General features: G+C 74.7%; 4 protein-coding genes. 3 read left to right on the forward strand and 1 reads right to left on the reverse strand.

What is annotated here, in order from left to right; all coding sequences use genetic code 11:
- Positions 1 to 417 (reverse strand): hypothetical protein (locus tag ACYVIP_RS41460; RefSeq protein ID WP_460406580.1); only part of this gene is annotated, 417 nt, incomplete at its 3' end.
- 125 nt (positions 418 to 542) lie between these two features.
- On the opposite strand from ACYVIP_RS41460, the gene ACYVIP_RS41465 reads away from it, so the two are divergent.
- Genes ACYVIP_RS41465 through ACYVIP_RS41475 form a run of 3 tightly spaced genes read left to right on the forward strand, consistent with a single transcriptional unit; the run spans position 543 to position 18,678 of the window.
- Positions 543 to 5,183, forward strand: coding sequence for an amino acid adenylation domain-containing protein (locus ACYVIP_RS41465; protein WP_460406581.1), 4,641 nt, complete (start codon positions 543 to 545; stop codon positions 5,181 to 5,183).
- 17 nt (positions 5,184 to 5,200) lie between these two features.
- The gene (locus ACYVIP_RS41470; protein WP_460406582.1) at positions 5,201 to 18,472 is read left to right on the forward strand and encodes a non-ribosomal peptide synthetase; all 13,272 of its coding nucleotides are present in this window, start codon (positions 5,201 to 5,203) and stop codon (positions 18,470 to 18,472) included.
- Positions 18,469 to 18,678 (forward strand): MbtH family protein, encoded by a 210-nt coding sequence (locus tag ACYVIP_RS41475; RefSeq protein ID WP_460406583.1) that lies wholly within the window; start codon positions 18,469 to 18,471, stop codon positions 18,676 to 18,678. Before ACYVIP_RS41470 ends, ACYVIP_RS41475 begins: the two co-directional genes overlap by 4 nt.
- Positions 18,679 to 18,726 lie beyond the last annotated feature (48 nt).

Below are 18,726 nucleotides of genomic sequence, written 5' to 3' on the forward strand. Positions count from 1 at the left end.
GCCCAGCGCGCCCGCGACCGGCGCGCTGAGCCGGTCGAGCGAGGTGACCGCCATGTCGACCGCGTCCGGCCAGCGCGCGAGCTGGCGGCGCCGGGCGGCCTGCCGGTCGGCGGCCGGCGCGTAGTCCCGGTCGTAACAGGCCAGCTCCAGGTTCGCCAGGTGCGGATACAGGTCGCGGCGGTGCAGCTCCAGCTCACCGAACGACACCCGCAGCGCGTTCTCGAACGCGGCCAGGTGCGCCTCGTCGTGCGGGTCGGCCGGCCCACCCGCCGCCGCCGCTTTCTCCATAGTGGACAGACCGGCGGCGACGCCGGCCGGGGACAGGTCCTGGATCTCGCCGTCGTACTCGTGGTTGCCCGACACCTCGCGGACCGTGGCCACCGACAGGTCACACACCGCTCGCAACCGCTGTTCCATCGCCGAAGCGTATGACCGGGCCCTGCCGGCCGGTTGTGGTTGATTTCCCTGACTACTCCGGTGATCCCGGGCTGACAACACTGGCGCTGTTCGGCGTGTCGGGTGTCCCACAGAGGGTGCTGGTGATGGTGATGGCAGATGACGTGTTCGTGATGGACATCTCCGAGGGGTATGTGTCGGACACGTCGTTCGCGCAGCAGAGCATGTGGCTGCTCCACCAGATCGACCCCGGCAAACCGACGTACAACGTCATCGCGGCCACCCGCATCCGCGGCCCGCTGCGCGCACCGGAGCTGCGGCGGGCGCTCAACGCGGTGGTCGACCGGCACGAGACGCTGCGCACGGTCTTCCAGCTCGACGGCGACGAGCCGGTCCAGGTGGTGGCGCCGTCGGCGCGCATCCCGCTGCCGGTGACCGACGTGCACCCCTCGGAGATCGACGCCGCGGTGCAGCGCGAGGTCGAGGGGCCGCTGGACCTGGACAACGGGCCGCTGCTGCGGATGCGCCTGCTGCGGGTGAGCCCGGAGGACCACGTGCTGACCCTGGTGATGCACCACGTCGTCACCGACGGCTGGTCCTCGGCGATCGTGTTCCGCGAGCTGTCCCACTACTACGAGGGCTACGTCGCCGGCGGGGAACCGGAACTGCCGGAGCTGCCCATCCAGTACGCCGACTACGCGGCCTGGCAGCGCGAGACGCTGCGCGGCGAGCGGCTGACGAAACTGCTGGACTACTGGCGGCACAAGCTGTCCGGCGCCGACCCGCTGCGGTTGCCGATCGACCGGGCCCGGCCCGCGGTGCGGTCCAACCGGGGCGAGACCATCCGGTTCCCGATCTCCGAGGAGCTCATGGGCGGGATCGAGGCGCTCGGCCGGGCCTGCAAGGCGACCCCGTTCATGGTGCTGCTCGCCGCGTTGCAGACGCTGTTCTCCCGCCAGTCCGGGCAGCACGACATCACCGTGGCCACCGCGGTGGCCAACCGGGACCGCGCCGAGGTCGCCGGGCTGATCGGCTACTTCGTGAACACCCTCGCGCTGCGCACCGACCTGTCCGGCAACCCGACCGTCGAACAGCTCGTCGGCCGGGCACGGGACACCTGCCGGGAGGCCTACGGGCACCAGGAGCTGCCCTTCGACAAGGTCGTGGAGACCCTCCAGCCAGAACGCGACGGCGGCATCGGCAACGCGCTGGTGCGCGCGATGCTCGTGCTGCAGAACATGCCCGTCGAGCCGTGGCGCTCCGGTGAGCTGGTGTTCGAGCCGATGGACCTGGACAACCGCACGGCGTTGCTGGACCTGAGCGTGCTGATCGAGGCGGTGCCCACCGGCGGGCACGTGTGCATGATCGAGTACAGCGCGGACCTGTTCGACCGGATCACCATCGAGCGGTTCGGCGAGACCTACGTCCGCGTGCTGGCGGCGTTCGTCGCCGACCCCGGCACGCACGTCGAGCAGATCGAACTGGCCGGCCAGGGGGAGCGCGACCAGCTGGTCGGCGAGTGGAACACGACCGACCGCGCGGCGCCGGAACTCCTGGTGCCCCAACAGGTCGCCGCCCAGGCCGCGCGCACCCCGACGGCGATCGCGGTCGAGCACGGCGCCACCAGCCTGACCTACGCCGAGCTGGACGAGCGGGCCAGCAGCCTTGCCGCCGTGCTGCGCGCCACCGCCGCCCCGGAGTCGCTGGTCGGCGTGGTGGCCGAGCCGTCGGTGGAGTTCGCGGTCGCGGTGCTCGCGACGCTGCGCTCCGGCCGGGCGCTGCTGCCGCTGGACACCCAGCTGCCGACGGCCCGGCTGGCCCAGCTGCTGGACGCGTCGGCGGTCGAGGTCGTGCTCACCCAGGCCGCGCTGGCCGACACCGTCGCGGCGGCCGGCGAGCGCCGGGTGATCGCCCTGGACGGCGACTGGCCCACCGAGGCGCCGACCGACGAGGCCGGGCCGTACCCGGCCGGCCTCGCCTGTGTCTTCTACACCTCCGGCTCGACGAACCTGCCCAAGGGCGTCATGTTCACCCACGACGCGCTGGCGAACTTCACCGCCGCGATCGCCGACGAGCTGGCGCTGACTCCGGCCGACCGCTATCTCCAGCTGTCCTCGATCGGCTTCGACGTCGTGCTGGAGGAGCTGCTGCCGGCCTGGGTGGTCGGCGCGACCGTGGTGATCCCCACCGAGCGGGTGCTGGCCACCGGCGGTGACCTGACCGCGTGCGTGACCACCACCAGGGCCACCGTCGTCGACCTGACCCCGGCCTACTGGCACGAGTGGGTGCGCGAGCTGGCCGAGCGCGGCGGGGCACCGGAGTCGCTGCGGCTGGCCGTGGTCGGCGGCGACCGGGTGCGCACCGACGCGGTCGACGTCTGGCAGTCCTTCGGCGTCGACCTGGTCGAGGTGTACGGCCTGACCGAGGCGACGGTCACGACCACGACCTGCCGCCTGGGCGAACACGGCGGCGGCCGGCGCGGTCCCGGCGTGGTGGTCGGCCGGCCGCTGGCCAACGCGCGGCTCTACGTGCTCGACCGCTGGCTGCGGCCGGTGCCCTCCGGCGGGGTCGGTGAGGTGTACCTGGGTGGGGTCGGGCTGGCCAGGGGCTACCTCGGCCGGCCGGGTGAGACCGCGTCCCGGTTCGTCGCCGACCCGTTCGGCGGGCCGGGCGACCGCCTGTGCCGCACCGGCGACCTGGCGCGCAGGCGGGCCGACGGGGAGGTCGAGTTCCTCGGGCGCTCCGACGACCAGCTCAAGATCCGCGGCTACCGGGTCGAACCGGCCGAGGTGGAGGCGATCCTCGCCCGCCACCCCGGGGTCCGCCAGGCCGTGGTGGTCGCGCCGGCGACCAACGGCGTCGCCCGGCTGGTCGCGCACGTCACTCCGGCCAACGGCGCGCTGGATCCGGCGCAGGTGCGCGACTTCGCGGCCGAACGCGCGCCCGAGTACCTGGTGCCCTCCTCGGTGGTGGTCCGGGAGTCCCTGCCGTTGACCCCCAACGGCAAGGTCGACCGGCAGGCACTGCTGGCGGTCGCGGTCGACGCCCCGGAGCCGGCGCGCGGCCCGATGACCCCGCGCGAGGACCGGATGTGCGGCCTCATCGGCGAGGTGCTCGGGATCGAGCGGGTCGGGGTGGACGACGACTTCTTCGCCATCGGCGGGGACAGCATCCGGGCCATCCAGCTCGCCTCCCGGGCGCGGGCGGCCGGCGTGCCGGTCACCCCGCGCGACGTGTTCACCCGGCGTACCGCCGGCCGGCTGGCGACGGTGGCGCAGAACCCGGCCGCGGCCGCCGCGGCCGACCCGGACGCCGGCATCGGCGAGGTGCCGCTGACCCCGGCCGTGCACTGGCTGGCGCGCCTCGGCACGGGCAAGGCGTTCAACCAGGCGGTGCTCATCCGGCTGCCCGCCGGGGTACGCGCACCGCTGCTGGTCGAGGCGCTGCAGGCGGTGCTCGACCACCACGACGCGCTGCGGATGTCGCGCACCGTTGGCGCCGACGGCGCGTGGGCGCTGACGATCGCGCCCCGCGGCGCGGTCGCCGCGGCCGACCTGCTCACCACCGTGCCGGCCGGGCAGCTGACCGAGGAGTCGCTCGCCGAGCACGCCAGGACCGCCCGCGCGGCCCTCGACCCGGACGCCGGCGTGCTGTGCCGGCTGGTGTGGTTCGACGCCGGCGACGAGCCCGGCCGGCTGCTCGTGGTGCTGCACCACCTGGTGGTGGACGGGATGTCCTGGCGGATCCTGCTGCCCGACCTGGCCACCGCCTACCAGCTCGTGGCCGACGGCGAGCCGATCGTGCTCGATCCGGTCGGCACCTCGTTCCGGCAGTGGGCCGCGGGCCTCATCGTCGCGGCGACCGACCCGGAGCGCACCGCCGAGCTGGGGTTCTGGCGGGAGACCGGCCGGGTGGCCGAGCCGCCGCTCGGCTCCCGGGCGCTCCAGCCGGACCTGGACCTCGCGGCCACCGCGCGGTCGTTCACCGACACCGTGCCGGTCGAGGTCGCCGAGCCGCTGCTGTCCGGCCTGCCGGTGGCCTTCCACGCGGGCGCCAACGACGTGCTGCTGACCGGGCTCGCGCTCGCGGTCCGGCACTGGCGCGCCCGCCGCGGCCACCGGGTCGGCCGCGTGCTGGTCGACGTCGAGGGCCACGGCCGCGACGAGCAGGTCGTGCCCGGCGCGGACCTGTCCCGCACGGTCGGCTGGTTCACCGTGGCCTACCCGGTCACCCTCGACCCCGGCGAGGTGACCTGGGCCGAGGTCGGCACCGCGGCCCGGCGCGTCGGCGACGCGCTCAAGCGGGTCAAGGAACAGCTGCGCGGGGTGCCCGGCAGTGGGGTCGGCTACGGCCTGCTGCGCGACCTCAACCAGGACACCCGCGAGCTGCTGGCCCGCGCCTCGACGCCGCAGATCGGGTTCAACTACCACGGCCGGCTCGGTGCGGGCGCCGACGACCAGGTCTTCGGCTGGTCGCTGGACGGCGACACCGCGAGCCTGGGCAGCGGGCTGGACCCCGACCTCCCGCTGGCCCACCCGCTGGAGGTCACGGCCGTCGCCGAGGAGCGACCCGGCGGTCTCGCGCTGACGGTCACCTGGCAGTGGGCGTCGAACGTGTTGGCCGAGGAGGAGGTCCGGGAGTTGGCTGGGCACTGGCTGGCCGCGCTCACCGCGCTGGCCGGGCAGCTCGACGACCCGACCTCGGGCGGGCTGACCCCGTCGGACCTGTCGCTGATGTCGTTGTCGCAGGCCGAACTCGACGACCTGCAGGCGGGCTTTCTCGACTGAGAGCCGGGGACACCGAGATGACCGCGCCACCCATTGACGACGTCCTGCCGCTGTCGCCGCTGCAGGAGGGGTTGCTGTTCCACGCGCAGCTGGCCGACGGGCCGGACGTCTACGTCGGCCAGCTGTCCGCCGACCTCGACGGCGACCTGACCGCCGGCACGCTGCGCCGCGCCTGCGCGGAGCTGCTGGTCCGGCACGCGAACCTGCGCGCGTTCTTCCGCCAGGGCCGCCAGGGCCAGCCGTTGCAGGTCATCCCGCGCGCGGTCGAGCTGCCATGGCGCGAGGTGGACCTGACCGGCGTGCCGGCCGAGCACCACCGCCGGCGGCTGGCCGAGCTGGCCGAGGACGACCTGGCGCGCGGCTTCGACCTGCGCCGGCCGCCGCTGCTGCGGTTCCTGCTGGTCCGGCTGGGACCCCGCCGGCACCGGTTCGTGGTCACCAGCCACCACATCCTGTGGGACGGCTGGTCGTTCCCGGTGCTCATGGACGAGCTGTTCCGCCTCTACGCGCTCGGCGGCGACGGCGCCGGCCTGCCGCCGGTGACCCCCTACCGGGACTACCTGCGCTGGCTGGCGGCCAGGGATTCGGCCGCGGCCGAGACGGCGTGGCGGATGGCGCTGGCCGAGGTCGAGGAGCCGACGCTGCTGGCCGCCGCGACCAACCACGACACCCCGACGCTGCCCGACCGGCACACCGTGAGCCTGCCGCCCGGGCTGACCTCGGCGCTGGCGAGGACCGCGCGCGCCTGCGGGGTCACGGTCAACACGGTCGTGCAGGGCGCGTGGGCGTTCCTGCTCGGCCGGCTCGCCGGCCGCGACGACGTGGTGTTCGGCACCACCGTGTCCGGCCGCCCGGCCGACCTGGACGGGGTCGAGTCGATGGTGGGCCTGTTCATCAACACCGTGCCGGTCCGGGTCCGGCTCGACGGCGCGGAGCCGGTCGCCGCGCTGCTGGCCCGCCTGCAGGACGAGCAGTCCGCGCTCACCCCCCACCAGTACCTCGGGCTGGCCCACATCCAGCGGGTCGCCGGCCTGGACACGCTGTTCGACACGCACCTGACGTTCGAGAACTACCCGATGAACGACGACGTGCTGGCCACCATGAGCGTCGCGCCGGGGCTGACGGTGTCCGGTGTGGACGGTGAGGGCCGCGACGACACCCACTATCCGTTGGCGCTGGTGGTGTTCCCCGGCGACGACCTGATCGTGCGCGCCTCCTACCAGCCGGCCGCGTTCGACCGGGCCGAGGTCGAGCTGATCGTGCGCCGGCTGACCCACGTGCTGGCCCAGCTCGCCGAGGACGTCGACCGGCCGGTCCGGGAGCTGACCGGGCTGCTGCCCGGCGAGCGGGCCGAACTGCTCACCGCCGGCGGTCTCGGCGACCGCACGGCCGCGCCGGACGCCACGCTGCACGGGGAGATCGCCGACCAGGTCGCGCGGACCCCGGACGCGATCGCCGTCGAGTACGGCCCCGACCGGCTGACCTACCGCGAGCTGGACCGGTGGGCCAACGGGGTCGCGCACCGGCTGCGGCGGCTCGGGGTCGGGCCGGACGTGCCGGTCGGGGTCCGGCTGGACCGGTCGCTGGAGCTGATCGTCGGGCTGCTGGGTGTGCTCAAGGCCGGCGGCTGCGTGCTGCCGATCGAGACCGACGCGCCCGACGCCCGCCAGCTCGACGTGCTCGCCGACGCGGGCGCCCCGGCCTGCCTGGTGAACCGGGGTGCCCCGGTGCCGGCCGGCGCGGCGGTCGAGTTCGTCGAGGTCGACCGGTGCGCGGCGGACAGCCCGCCGCCGGCGGCGGTGGCCGGCGAGCACCTGGTGTCGCTGTACTACACCTCGGGCTCCACCGGCCGGCCCAAGGGCGTGGCCAGCACACACGGCGGCTGGGTGAACCGGATGTGGTGGATGCAGCGGGTCTACCGGCTGCGGCCGGACGAGGCGGTGCTGCAGAAGACCACCATGGTGTTCGACGACTCGGCCGTGGAGTGCTTCTGGCCGCTCATGGTCGGCGCCCGCGTGGTGCTGATCCCGCCGGGCCTGCACCGCGACCCGGCCGCCATCCGGGACGCGGCCATCGCCAACCGGGTCGCGGTGGTGCAGTTCGTGCCGAGCATGCTCACCCTGTTCCTGGACTGCCTCACCCCGGAGCACACCGCCGAGCTGGCCTCGGTACGCCACGTCGTGTCCAGCGGCGAGGCGCTGAAACCGGACGTGGTGGCGGCCTTCCGCGATCGGCTCGGTGGCGCGACCCTGCACAACCAGTGGGGCGCCACCGAGGTCTCGATCGACTCGACTGAACGATCCTGCGGCCCGGTCGACGCGGGGGCCGCAGGATCGGTCAGCGTCGGCCGGCCGATCACGGGCAACCAGGTGCACGTGCTCGACGAGTGGCTCTCGCCGGTGCCCACCGGGGTGCCCGGCGACCTCTACATCGGCGGGATCGGCCTGGCCCGCGGCTACCACGGGGATCCGGCCAGGACCGCGGACCGGTTCGTGGCCGACCCGTTCGCGCCCGGACTGCGCCTGTACCGCACCGGCGACCGCGGGGTCCGCCAGGCCGACGGCGGCATCGTGTTCCTTGGCCGGGTCGACGACCAGGTGAAGATCCGCGGCATGCGGGTGGAGCCCGGTGAGGTCGAGGTCGTGCTGGGCGACTGTCCCGGGGTGGGCCAGGTGGTGGTCATCGCCCGCGAGGTGGTCGCCGGCGCCGGCCGGGGACTGGTCGCCTATGTCGTGCCGGCCGGCGAGGTGACCCCGGCGGGTGTGCGGGAGTTCGCGGCCGCCCGGCTGCCGGGGTACATGGTGCCGGTGGCGGTCGTCGTGCTCGACGCGTTTCCGTTGACGGTGAGCGGGAAGGTCGACCGGCGCGCGCTGCCGGCGCCGGACGTGTCCTCGTCGGTGGTCACCGTCGGCCGGGCGCCCCGGGACCCGCGCGCGGACGTGTTGTGCGGGTTGTTCGCCGACGTGCTCGGGTTGCCCGCGGTGGGCGTGGACGACTCGTTCTTCGACATCGGCGGGCATTCGCTGCTGGCAACTCGCCTGGTGTCCCGCATCCGCGCGGTGCTCTCGGTCGAGCTGCCGCTGCGGACCCTGTTCGAGGCGCCGACGGTCGCGCTGCTCGCCGAGCGGCTGGCCGGCGGCACCGGCGACACCCCGCGCCCCGCACCAGGGGCCATGCCCCGCCCGCCGGTGGTGCCGCTGTCCTTCGCCCAGCAGCGGCTGTGGTTCCTCAACCGGATGGCCGGCCCGGACGACGGCACCTACAACATCCCGGTCGCGCTGCGGCTGACCGGCGACCTGGACGTCCCCGCGCTGCGCGCGGCACTGGCCGACGTGCGCGACCGGCACGAGGCGCTGCGGACGATCTTCACCGAGGTCGACGGCGAGCCGACCCAGGTCATCCTGGACACCCCGGCGCCGGCCCTGGACGTGGTCGACCTGGCCCCCGAGGTCGCGGCCGAGGTGGTCGCCGCGGAGTGTGTGCGGGGCTTCGATCTCGCGGTGGACCCGCCGCTGCGGGCCCGGCTGTTCCGGCTGGCCGCGGACCGGCACGTGCTGGTGTTGGTGCTGCACCACATCGCCGGCGACGGCTGGTCGCTGACCCCGCTGGCCCGCGACCTCGGCGCCGCGTACACCGCGCGCCGCGCGGGCGCCGCACCGGACTGGGCGCCGCTGCCGATGCAGTACGCCGACTACACCCTCTGGCAGCGCGAACTGCTCGGCACCGAGCACGACCAGGACAGTGTGCTCAGCGCCCAGGTCCGGTTCTGGCGCGAGCACCTCGACGGGCTGCCGGCGGAGCTGGCGCTGCCGGTCGACCGCCCCCGGCCGGCGGTCGCCTCGCACGCCGGCGGTCAGGTCGAGTTCGACACCGGCGCCGACCTGCACCGCGCGCTCGCCGACCTGGCCCGCCGGCACGGGGTGACCGTGTTCATGGTCGTGCAGGCCGGGCTGTCGGTGCTGCTGTCCCGGTTGGGCGCGGGCGAGGACATCCCGCTGGGCACCCCGGTGGCCGGCCGCACCGACGAGGCGTTCGACGACCTGGTCGGCTTCTTCGTCAACACGCTCGTGCTGCGCACCGACCTGTCCGGCGACCCGACGTTCCTGGAGCTGCTCGACCGGGTCCGCGCGCGGGACATCGCCGCCTACGCCCACCAGGACGTGCCGTTCGAGCGGCTGGTCGAGGTGCTCAACCCGGTCCGGTCGCTGGCCCGCCAGCCGTTGTTCCAGGTGATGCTGGCCTTCGACAACAACGCCGAGATCGGCCTGGAGCTGCCGGGGCTGACCGTGGCGGTCGAGCCGGCGGGCACCGACGTGGCCAAGTTCGACCTGTCGGTGACGTTCACCGACCGGCGCGGCGCGGACGGCGCCCCGGCCGGTCTCGCGGGCTCGGTGGACTACGCGGCCGACCTGTTCGACCGGGACACGGTCGAGGCGTTGGCCGGCTGGCTGGTCCGGGTGCTCGAGCGGGTCACCGCCGCGCCGGACACCCGCGTCACCGACATCGACCTGCTCACCCCGGCCGACCGGGACCGCGTACTGGCGGCCTGGAACCCCGCTGCCACCCCGGTTTCCGCCGCCACACTGCCCGCGCTGTTCGAGGCCCAGGTGGCCAGCACCCCGCTGGCCGAGGCGGTGCTGGCCGGGCCGGACACCCTGACCTACGCCGAGCTGAACGCCCGCGCCAACCGGCTGGCCAGGCTGCTGGTGGCCGCCGGCGTCGGCCCGGAACGGCTGGTCGCGCTGGCACTGCCGCGCACGGCCGACCTGCTGGTCGCCATGCTGGCCGTGCTGAAGGCGGGCGGCGCCTACCTCCCGGTCGACCGGTCCCTGCCGGCCGAGCGGATCGCGTTTCTGCTGGCCGACGCCGCCCCCGTGGCGGTACTGGCCGACCGGGAGACCGCCGCCCGCCTGGACATCCCCGTGCTCGCCCCGGACGCGCCGGAACTGGCCGGGCTCGCGGCCGAGGACCTGACTGACGACGACCGGCGCGGGCCGCTGCTGGCCGACTGCGCGGCCTACCTGCTGTACACCTCCGGCTCCACCGGCACCCCCAAGGGCGTGCTTGTCGCGCACCGGTCGGTGGTGGAGCTGACCTCCTGGGCGCGGGCCGAGCTCGGTCCCCAGCGGCTGTCGCGGGTGCTCGCCTCGACCTCGCTCGGCTTCGACGTGTCGGTGTTCGAGCTGTTCGGGCCGCTGCTGTGCGGCGGGCGGATCGAGCTGGTCGAGGACCTGCTGGCGTTGGCCGAGCGGCCAGGCTGGTCGGGCAGCCTGGTCAGCGCCGTGCCGTCGGCGCTCGCACAGCTGACGGCCGCGGCTGACCGGGATGTCTTCGAGGCCGACACCGTGGTGTTCGCGGGGGAGGCGCTGCCGGCGGGGCTGGTCCGGGACATGCTGGCCGGCCACCCCGGCCGCCGGGTGGTCAACGCCTACGGCCCCACCGAGGCCACCGTCTACGCCACCTCCTGGCACACCGAACACCCCGACATCGGCGCGGTCCCGCCGATCGGCCGGCCGCTGCCCAACACCCGCGCCTTCGTGCTGGACGAGCGGCTGCGGCCGGTGCCGCCCGGGGTGCGCGGTGACCTGTACCTCGCCGGCACCGGGCTGGCCCGCGGCTATCGCGGCGACCCGGCGCGGACCGCGGACCGGTTCGTGGCCTGCCCGTTCGCGGCCGGCGAGCGGATGTACCGCACCGGCGACCTGGCGCGCTGGCGCCGCGACGGCCAGCTGGAGTACCTGGGCCGGGTCGACGACCAGGTGAAGATCCGCGGCATGCGGGTCGAGCCCGGTGAGGTCGAGGTCGTGTTGGGGGACCTGGGGCAGGTGGTGGTCATCGCCAGGGAGGTGGTCGCCGGCGCCGGCCGGGATCTCGTGGCCTATGTCGTGCCCGTTGGCGGGCTGACCCCGGGGGACGTGCGGGAGTTCGCGGCGGCCCGGCTGCCGGGGTACATGGTGCCCGCCGCGGTGGTCCTGCTCGACGCGTTCCCGTTGACCGCCAGCGGAAAGGTCGACCGGCGCGCGTTGCCCGCACCGGAGGTCTCCGCGCCGGCCGCGGCCGGCCCCCGCGACCCGAGGGAGGAAGTGCTCTGCGGGCTGTTCGCCGACGTGCTCGGACTGCCCGAGATCGGGGTGCACGACTCGTTCTTCGACCTCGGCGGGCATTCGCTGCTGGCGACCCGGCTGGTCTCCCGGGTCCGGTCGGCGCTGGGCGTGGAACTGCCGCTGCGCGCGGTCTTCGAGGCACCCACGGTCGCCCGGCTCGCCGACCGGCTCGACCCGGCCCGGCGCTCCCGCCCGTCGCCGCGCCCGGTGCCCCGGCCGGCCGTGGTGCCGTTGTCGTTCGGGCAGCGGCGGTTGTGGTTCCTGAACCGGATGAGCGGTGACGCCAGCTATCACATTCCGTTGGTGCTGCGGCTGTCCGGCGATCTGGACGTGCTCGCGTTGGCCGCCGCGGTACGCGATGTGGTGGCCCGGCACGAGGCTCTGCGCACGGTGTTCCCCGAGCACGACGGCCAACCACACCAACAGGTCCTGGACACCGACCAGGCCTGGCCGGGACTGCCGGTGACCGAGGTCGCCCCCGACCAGGCGGCCGAGGTCACCGCGGCCGCGATCGCCGCCCCGTTCGACCTCACCACCGAACCACCGCTGCGCGCCCGACTCCTCGCCACCGCACCCGACGAGCACGTGCTGATCGTGGTCGTGGACCACATCGCCGGCGACGGCTGGTCGATGGCGCCGCTGAGCCGCGACCTGACCACCGCCTACGCCGCCCGCCACGACGGCACCGCCCCCGACTGGGCCCCGCTGCCGGTCCAGTACGCCGACTACGCCCTGTGGCAACACGCACTGCTCGGCGACGAGCACGACCCCACCGGCCCACTCGGCCGGCAGCTGGCCCACTGGCGGACGGTACTGCGGGACCTGCCAGCCGAGCTGGCGCTGCCCGCCGACCGCCCCCGGCCACCGCACGCCGCCCACCGCGGCGGCTCGGTCCCCGTCGAGGTCCCCGCCGCGCTGCACCACGACCTCACCCGGCTCGCCCGCCAGCACGGGGCGTCGGTGTTCATGGTGCTGCACGCGGCACTGGCCCTGCTGCTGTCCCGGCTGGGCGCCGGCACCGACATCCCCATCGGCACCTCGGTCGCCGGGCGCGACGACGAGACCCTCGACGACCTGGTCGGGTTCTTCGTCAACACCCTGGTCCTGCGCACCGACCTGGCCGGCGACCCGACCTTCCGCGAGCTGCTGGCCAGGGCCCGCGACACCGACCTGGACGCCTACGCCCACCAGGACCTGCCGTTCGAGCGGCTGGTCGAGGCGCTCAACCCGGACCGCCAGGTCGGCCGCCCGCCGTTGTTCCAGGTGATGCTGGCCTTCGACAACAACGCCGACGGCGTGCTCGACCTGCCCGGCGTCCAGGTCGAGTTCGCCCCGGCCGGCACACCGAGCGCCACCTTCGACCTCTCCTTCAGCATCGGCGAGGTCCCGGCGGGCGGACTCACCGGCACCCTGGACTACTCGGCCGAGATGTTCGACCGCGAGACCGCCGAGGGCCTGGTCACCCGGCTCGTCGGCGTGCTCGCCCAGGTCACCGCCGACCCGGACCTCCCGGTGAGCCGCGTGGCGGTACTCAGCGACACCGAACGGGCCCAGGTGCTCGGCGACTGGCACGGCCCCGCCACCGACCTGCCCGCCACCACCCTGCCGGCGATGATCGAGGCACAGGTCCACCGCACCCCGGCCAACCCGGCCGTGCTCGACGCACTGTCCTATGCCGACCTCAACGCGTCGGCCAACCGGCTCGCGCGCCACCTGGCCGCCACCGGCGTCGGCGCCGAGGACATCGTCGCGGTCCTGCTGCCCCGGTCGGCCCGGTTCGTGGTGACCGTCCTCGCGGTGCTCAAGACCGGCGCGGCCTACCTGCCCGTCGACCCGGACGGCCCCCCGGCGCGGACCGGGTTCCTGCTGGCCGACGCCGGCACCCGGCTCGTGCTCGCCGACCGCGCACCCGGCCGGGACGTGTGGCCGGGACCGGTCATTGTGCTCGACGACATCGCGGCCGAGGTCGCCCGCCTGCCGGCCACCGACCTCACCGACCACGACCGCGTCCGGCCGCTGGACCCCCGCCACCCCGCCTACGTGATCCACACGTCCGGCTCCACCGGGACGCCCAAGGCCGTTGTCGTGACCCACCAGGGGATCGCGGACCTGCTGGCCGCCCAGGTCGCCGGGTTCGGCATCGACGACACCAGCCGCGTCCTGCAGTTCGCGCCGACCAGCTTCGACGCCTCGGTCTCCGAGATCGGCACCGCGCTGGTCGCCGGCGCGGCGCTGGTGCTGCCCGAACTGACCCAGGCCGACCTGGCCGACACCGTCGCGGCCCTCGTCGCCGACCACCAGGTCACCCACCTCACCCTGCCGCCCGTACTGCTCGCCGCCGGCCACCCCGGTCCACTGTCGACCGTGCGCACCCTGGTGGTCGCCGGCGACACCTGCCCACCCGACCTGCCCGCGCGGTGGGCCGCCGGCCGGCGGTTCGTCAACGCCTACGGGCCGACCGAGACCACCGTGTGCGTGTCGATGACCGGGCCGCTGCCCGCGACCGCCGCCGGTCCGCCGCCGATCGGCCGCCCGCTGCCCGACACCGGCGTGTACGTGCTGGACGACCGGCTGCGGCCGGTGCCGCCCGGGGTGCGCGGCGAGCTGTATGTCACGGGCTCGGGGCTGGCGCGCGGCTACCGGGGACAGCCCGGCGCGACCGCCGGCCGGTTCGTGGCCTGCCCGTTCGGCGCGGGGGAGCGGATGTACCGCACCGGCGACCTGGTGCGCTGGCGCCGGGACGGCCAACTGGAGTTCCTCGGCCGGGTCGACGACCAGGTGAAGATCCGGGGCTACCGGGTCGAACCGGCCGAGGTGGCCGCTGTTATGGCCGACCAGGTCGACGCGGTCACCGTGGTCGCCCGGCGGGACGGGCTGGTCGCCTACGTGGTCGGGTCCGAGGTGGACCCGGTGGCCCTGCGGCGGTCGGTGGCCACCCGGCTGCCCGACCACATGGTGCCCGCCGTCGTCGTCGTGCTCGATGAGCTGCCACGGACACCGAGCGGCAAGATCGACCGCGCCGCCCTGCCGGAACCCCGGCAAGGCGCCCTGTCCGGACGGGCGCGCGACCTGCGGGAACAGGTGCTGTGCGGGCTGTTCGCCGACGTGCTCGGGCTCCCCGAGGTCGGCGTGCACGACTCGTTCTTCGACCTCGGCGGGCATTCGCTGCTGGCGACCCGGCTGATGTCGCGCCTGCGCGCGGCAGTGGGGGTCGACCTGCCGGTGCGGGCGCTGTTCGAGGCGCCGACGGTGGCCGCGCTCGCCGGCACGCTCGCCGACCACGACGACCCGAGTCGCCCGCCCCGGCCGGCCGTGCGCGCGGTGCCCCGGCCGGCCGTGGTGCCGTTGTCGTTCGGGCAGCGGCGGTTGTGGTTCCTGAACCGGATGAGCGGCGACGCCAGCTACCACATTCCGTTGGTGCTGCGGCTGTCCGGCGATCTGGACGTGGTCGCGTTGGCGGCCGCGGTGCGGGACGTGGTGGCCCGGCACGAGGCGTTGCGCACGGTGTTCCCGGAGCACGACGGCCAACCACACCAACTCCTTGCCGCGGCCAGCGGCACGCTGCCCGTCGAGCAGCCGCCCGCTGGGGGACTGGCCGCGGCCATTGCGGCCGAGTGCGCGACGGGCTTCGACCTGCGGACCCAACCGCCCCTGCGCACCAGGCTGTTCCAGTCCGGACCGGACGAGCACCTGCTGGTCCTGGTGCTGCACCACATCGCGGCCGACGGCTGGTCCATGGGCAGGCTCACCCGCGACCTGGCCACGGCCTACCGCGCCCGCGGCGACCAGCGGGCACCGGACTGGGACCCACTGCCGGTCCAGTACGTCGACTTCACCCTGTGGCAACGCGACCTGCTCGGCGACGGCGACACCCTGACCGCCGAGGGCGACCGCCAGCTCGCCTACTGGCGGCGCACCCTCGCCGACCTGCCGGCCGAACTCGCCCTGCCCACCGACCGGCCCCGGCCGGCGACCCCGGCCGGGGACGCCGCGACCGTGCCGTTCGACCTCGGCACCGCCCTTCACCGCGACCTCCGCGCGCTGGCCAGGGACAACGCGGTGTCGGTGTACATGGTCATGCAGGCCGGTCTCGCCGTGCTGCTGTCCCGGCTCGGCGCCGGCGGGGACATCCCGCTTGGCTGCCAGGTGGCCGGGCGCACCGACCAGGCGCTGGACGGACTCGTCGGGTTCTTCGTCAACACCCTGGTGCTGCGCACCGACGTGTCCGGCGCGCCGACCTTCCGCGAACTGCTCGGCCGGGTCCGGGACACCGACCTCGACGCCCAGGCCAACCAGGACCTGCCGTTCGAACGGCTCGTCGAGGCGCTCAACCCCGACCGGTCGCTGTCGCGCCACCCGCTGTTCCAGGTCGCGCTGACCATGGACGCCGCCGAGGACCTCGACCTGGACCTGCCGGGGCTGCGGGTGGCGGTCGAGCAGACCCCGCCCGGCGGCGCCAAGTTCGACCTGAGCGTCGCGGTCCGCGAGACCGAGGACGGGCTCGGCGGCGGGATCGACTACCGCACCGACCTGTTCGACCACGACACCGTCGAGCTGTTCGCCACCCGACTGGTGCGCGTGCTCGGCCAGTTGGTGGCCGACCCGGACGCGCCGGTCGGCGCCGTCGAGGTGCTCACCCCCGCCGAACGCGCCGAGCTCACCGACTGGGGGACCCCCGCCGACGCGCCGGCGGCGGTCCCCCTGCCAGCGCTGTTCGAACGCCAGGTCGCCGCGACCCCCGACCACGTCGCACTGGTACACGGTGCCAGTGAAATCACCTACGCCGAGGTCAACGCCGCCGCGAACCGCCTGGCCCACCGGCTGATCGCCGCCGGCGTCGGCCCCGAGCAGTTCGTCGGCCTGGCCCTGCCCCGGACCCCGGAGTCGGTGGTCGCGCTGCTCGGCGTGCAGAAGGCCGGCGCGGCCTACCTGCCGCTGGATCCCGAGTACCCCACCGAACGGCTGGCGCTGATGCTCGCCGGCATCCGACCGGCCTGCGTGCTCACCGTCGATGCGCTGCGGTCGCGGATTCCCGACACCCCGGGCATCCCGGTGCACTGTCTGGACGGGACCTTCGCCGACGAGCCGGCCCCCGACCACGACCCGACCGACGCCGACCGCGTGCGCGCCCTGGACCCGGCGCACCCCGCGTACGTCATCCACACCTCCGGCTCCACCGGGGTGCCCAAGGCCGTGGTCGTGCCGCACGCCGGCCTCGCGTCGTTCACCGCGGCCAAGGCGGCGGTACTCGGCGTCGACGAGCACACCCGGCTGCTGCAGTTCACCTCGCAGAGCTTCGACGGCTACCTGTCGGAGTTCTGCCCGGCGCTGCTGTCCGGCGGCGCGCTGGTGCTCGCCGACCGCGACGACGTGCTGCCCGGCGAACCCCTCGCCCGGCTGATCAGCCGAACCCGCCTGACCCACCTGCTGCTGCAACCCGCCGCGCTGGCCGTCATGCCGGCAGGCAGCATCCCCGCCGGCATCACGCTCAGCGTCAGCGCCGAGGCCTGCCCGGCGGAGCTGGTCGACCGGTGGGCGGCCGGCCGGCGGATGGTGAACTCCTACGGCCCAACCGAGACCACCATCAGCGCCACCATGAGCCGGCCCCTCACCCCGGGCACCGGCCGGCCGCCGATCGGCGGACCACTGCTCGGGCGCAGGCTGTTCGTGCTGGACGCCGCGCTGCGCCCGGTGCCCGCCGGCGTGCGCGGTGAGCTGTACGTCGCCGGCGCGCTCGCCCGCGGCTACGCCGGCAGGCCAGGGGCGAGCGCCGAACGGTTCGTCGCCTCCCCGTTCGGCCCGCCCGGCGAGCGGCTCTACCGCACCGGCGACCTGGTGCGCTGGCGGCGCGACGGGCAGCTCGACTTCCTCGGTCGGGCCGACGACCAGGTGCAGGTGCGCGGCTTCCGCATCGAGCCGGGCGAGGTCGAGGCGGCACTGGCCGCCGACCAGGACGTGCGCCAGGCCGCGGTCGTGGTCCGGGAGCCCCGGCCGGGCGACCCGGTCCTGGTGGCCTACGTGGTCACTACGGCCGACCCGGCCGCGGTCCGCGCGCGGCTCACCCGACGGCTGCCCGGCTACCTGGTGCCCGCCGTCGTCGTGCCGGTCGACCGGCTGCCGCTGACCACCAGCGGGAAGCTGGACCGGCGCGCGCTGCCGACCCCCCGGCTCGACGGCCCGGTGTCGCGCGGCGCCCGCGGCCCACACGAGGAACTGCTGTGCGCGCTGATGGCCGAGGTGCTCGGCGTGCCCGAGGTCGGCGCGCACGACTCGTTCTTCGACCTCGGTGGGCATTCGCTGCTCGTGACCGGCCTGCTCGCCCGCGTCCGCGCCGCGCTCGGCGTCGACCTGCCGGTGCGCGCGCTGTTCGAGACCCCGACCGCCGCCGGCCTGGCCGCCAGCCTGGCCGGCGAGGAGACCGACCGGAACGCCGCGCTGGCGACGCTGCTGCCCCTGCGGACCGGCGGCACCGCGCCCGCCGTGTTCTGCCCGCACCCGATCGGCGGCCTCGGCTGGAGCTATACCGCGCTGCTCGGCCACCTCCCCCGGGAACACCCGGTGTACGCGCTGCAGGCCAGCGGGTTGGCCGACGGCACGGCGCTGCCCGGGACGCTCGCGGAGATGGCCGACCACTACGTGGAGCTGATCCAGCGGGTGCAGCCCGCCGGCCCGTACCTGCTGCTGGGCTGGTCGTTCGGCGGCGTGGTCGCGCACGCGATGGCCACCCGCCTGCAGCGCGCCAGCCACGAGGTCGGCCTGCTCGCCATGCTCGACGCGCATCTGGTCAGCCCGGTCCCCGGCGCCCGCGACGACCTGCCAGCGGAGTCACCCGAGTTGGTGGAAGCGTTGGTACGGGAGCGAATGCTGCCCGCCGGCACCGAACCCGACGAGCGGCGTGCCATCCTCGCCGTGATCGGCAACAATCTGAGCATGGTGCGCGCGCACACCCCCGACCGGTACCACGGCCGCGCGCACTACTTCGTCGCCACCGAGGACCGGATCGACGGCCTCGACGCGGCGGGGCTCTGGGCGCCGTACGTCACCGACCTGGTGAGCCACGACGTGCCGTGCGAACACCGCGACCTGACCCGGCCCGAGTTCGTCGGGCCGATCGTCGACGTGCTGTCGGCAACCCTGCGGGACCTGGCCCGCGGCGGACGTTCACTGACTGAGGAGCGCACATGACCAACCCGTTCGATGACGCCGACGGCTCGTTCTTCGTCCTGGTCAACGACGAGGGCCAGCACTCGCTGTGGCCGGCGTTCGTCGAGGTGCCCGCCGGCTGGACCGTCGTCCACGGCGAGGACAACCGCCAGGCCTGCCTGGACTACGTCGAGCAGCACTGGACCGACATGCGCCCAGCCAGCCTGATCAAGGCCATGGGCGAGTAGCGCACACCCAGCCGCTCATCGGTCTGGATGGAGTCACGGAGCGCGTCG

It is taken from the genome of Actinophytocola sediminis (assembly GCF_054779715.1).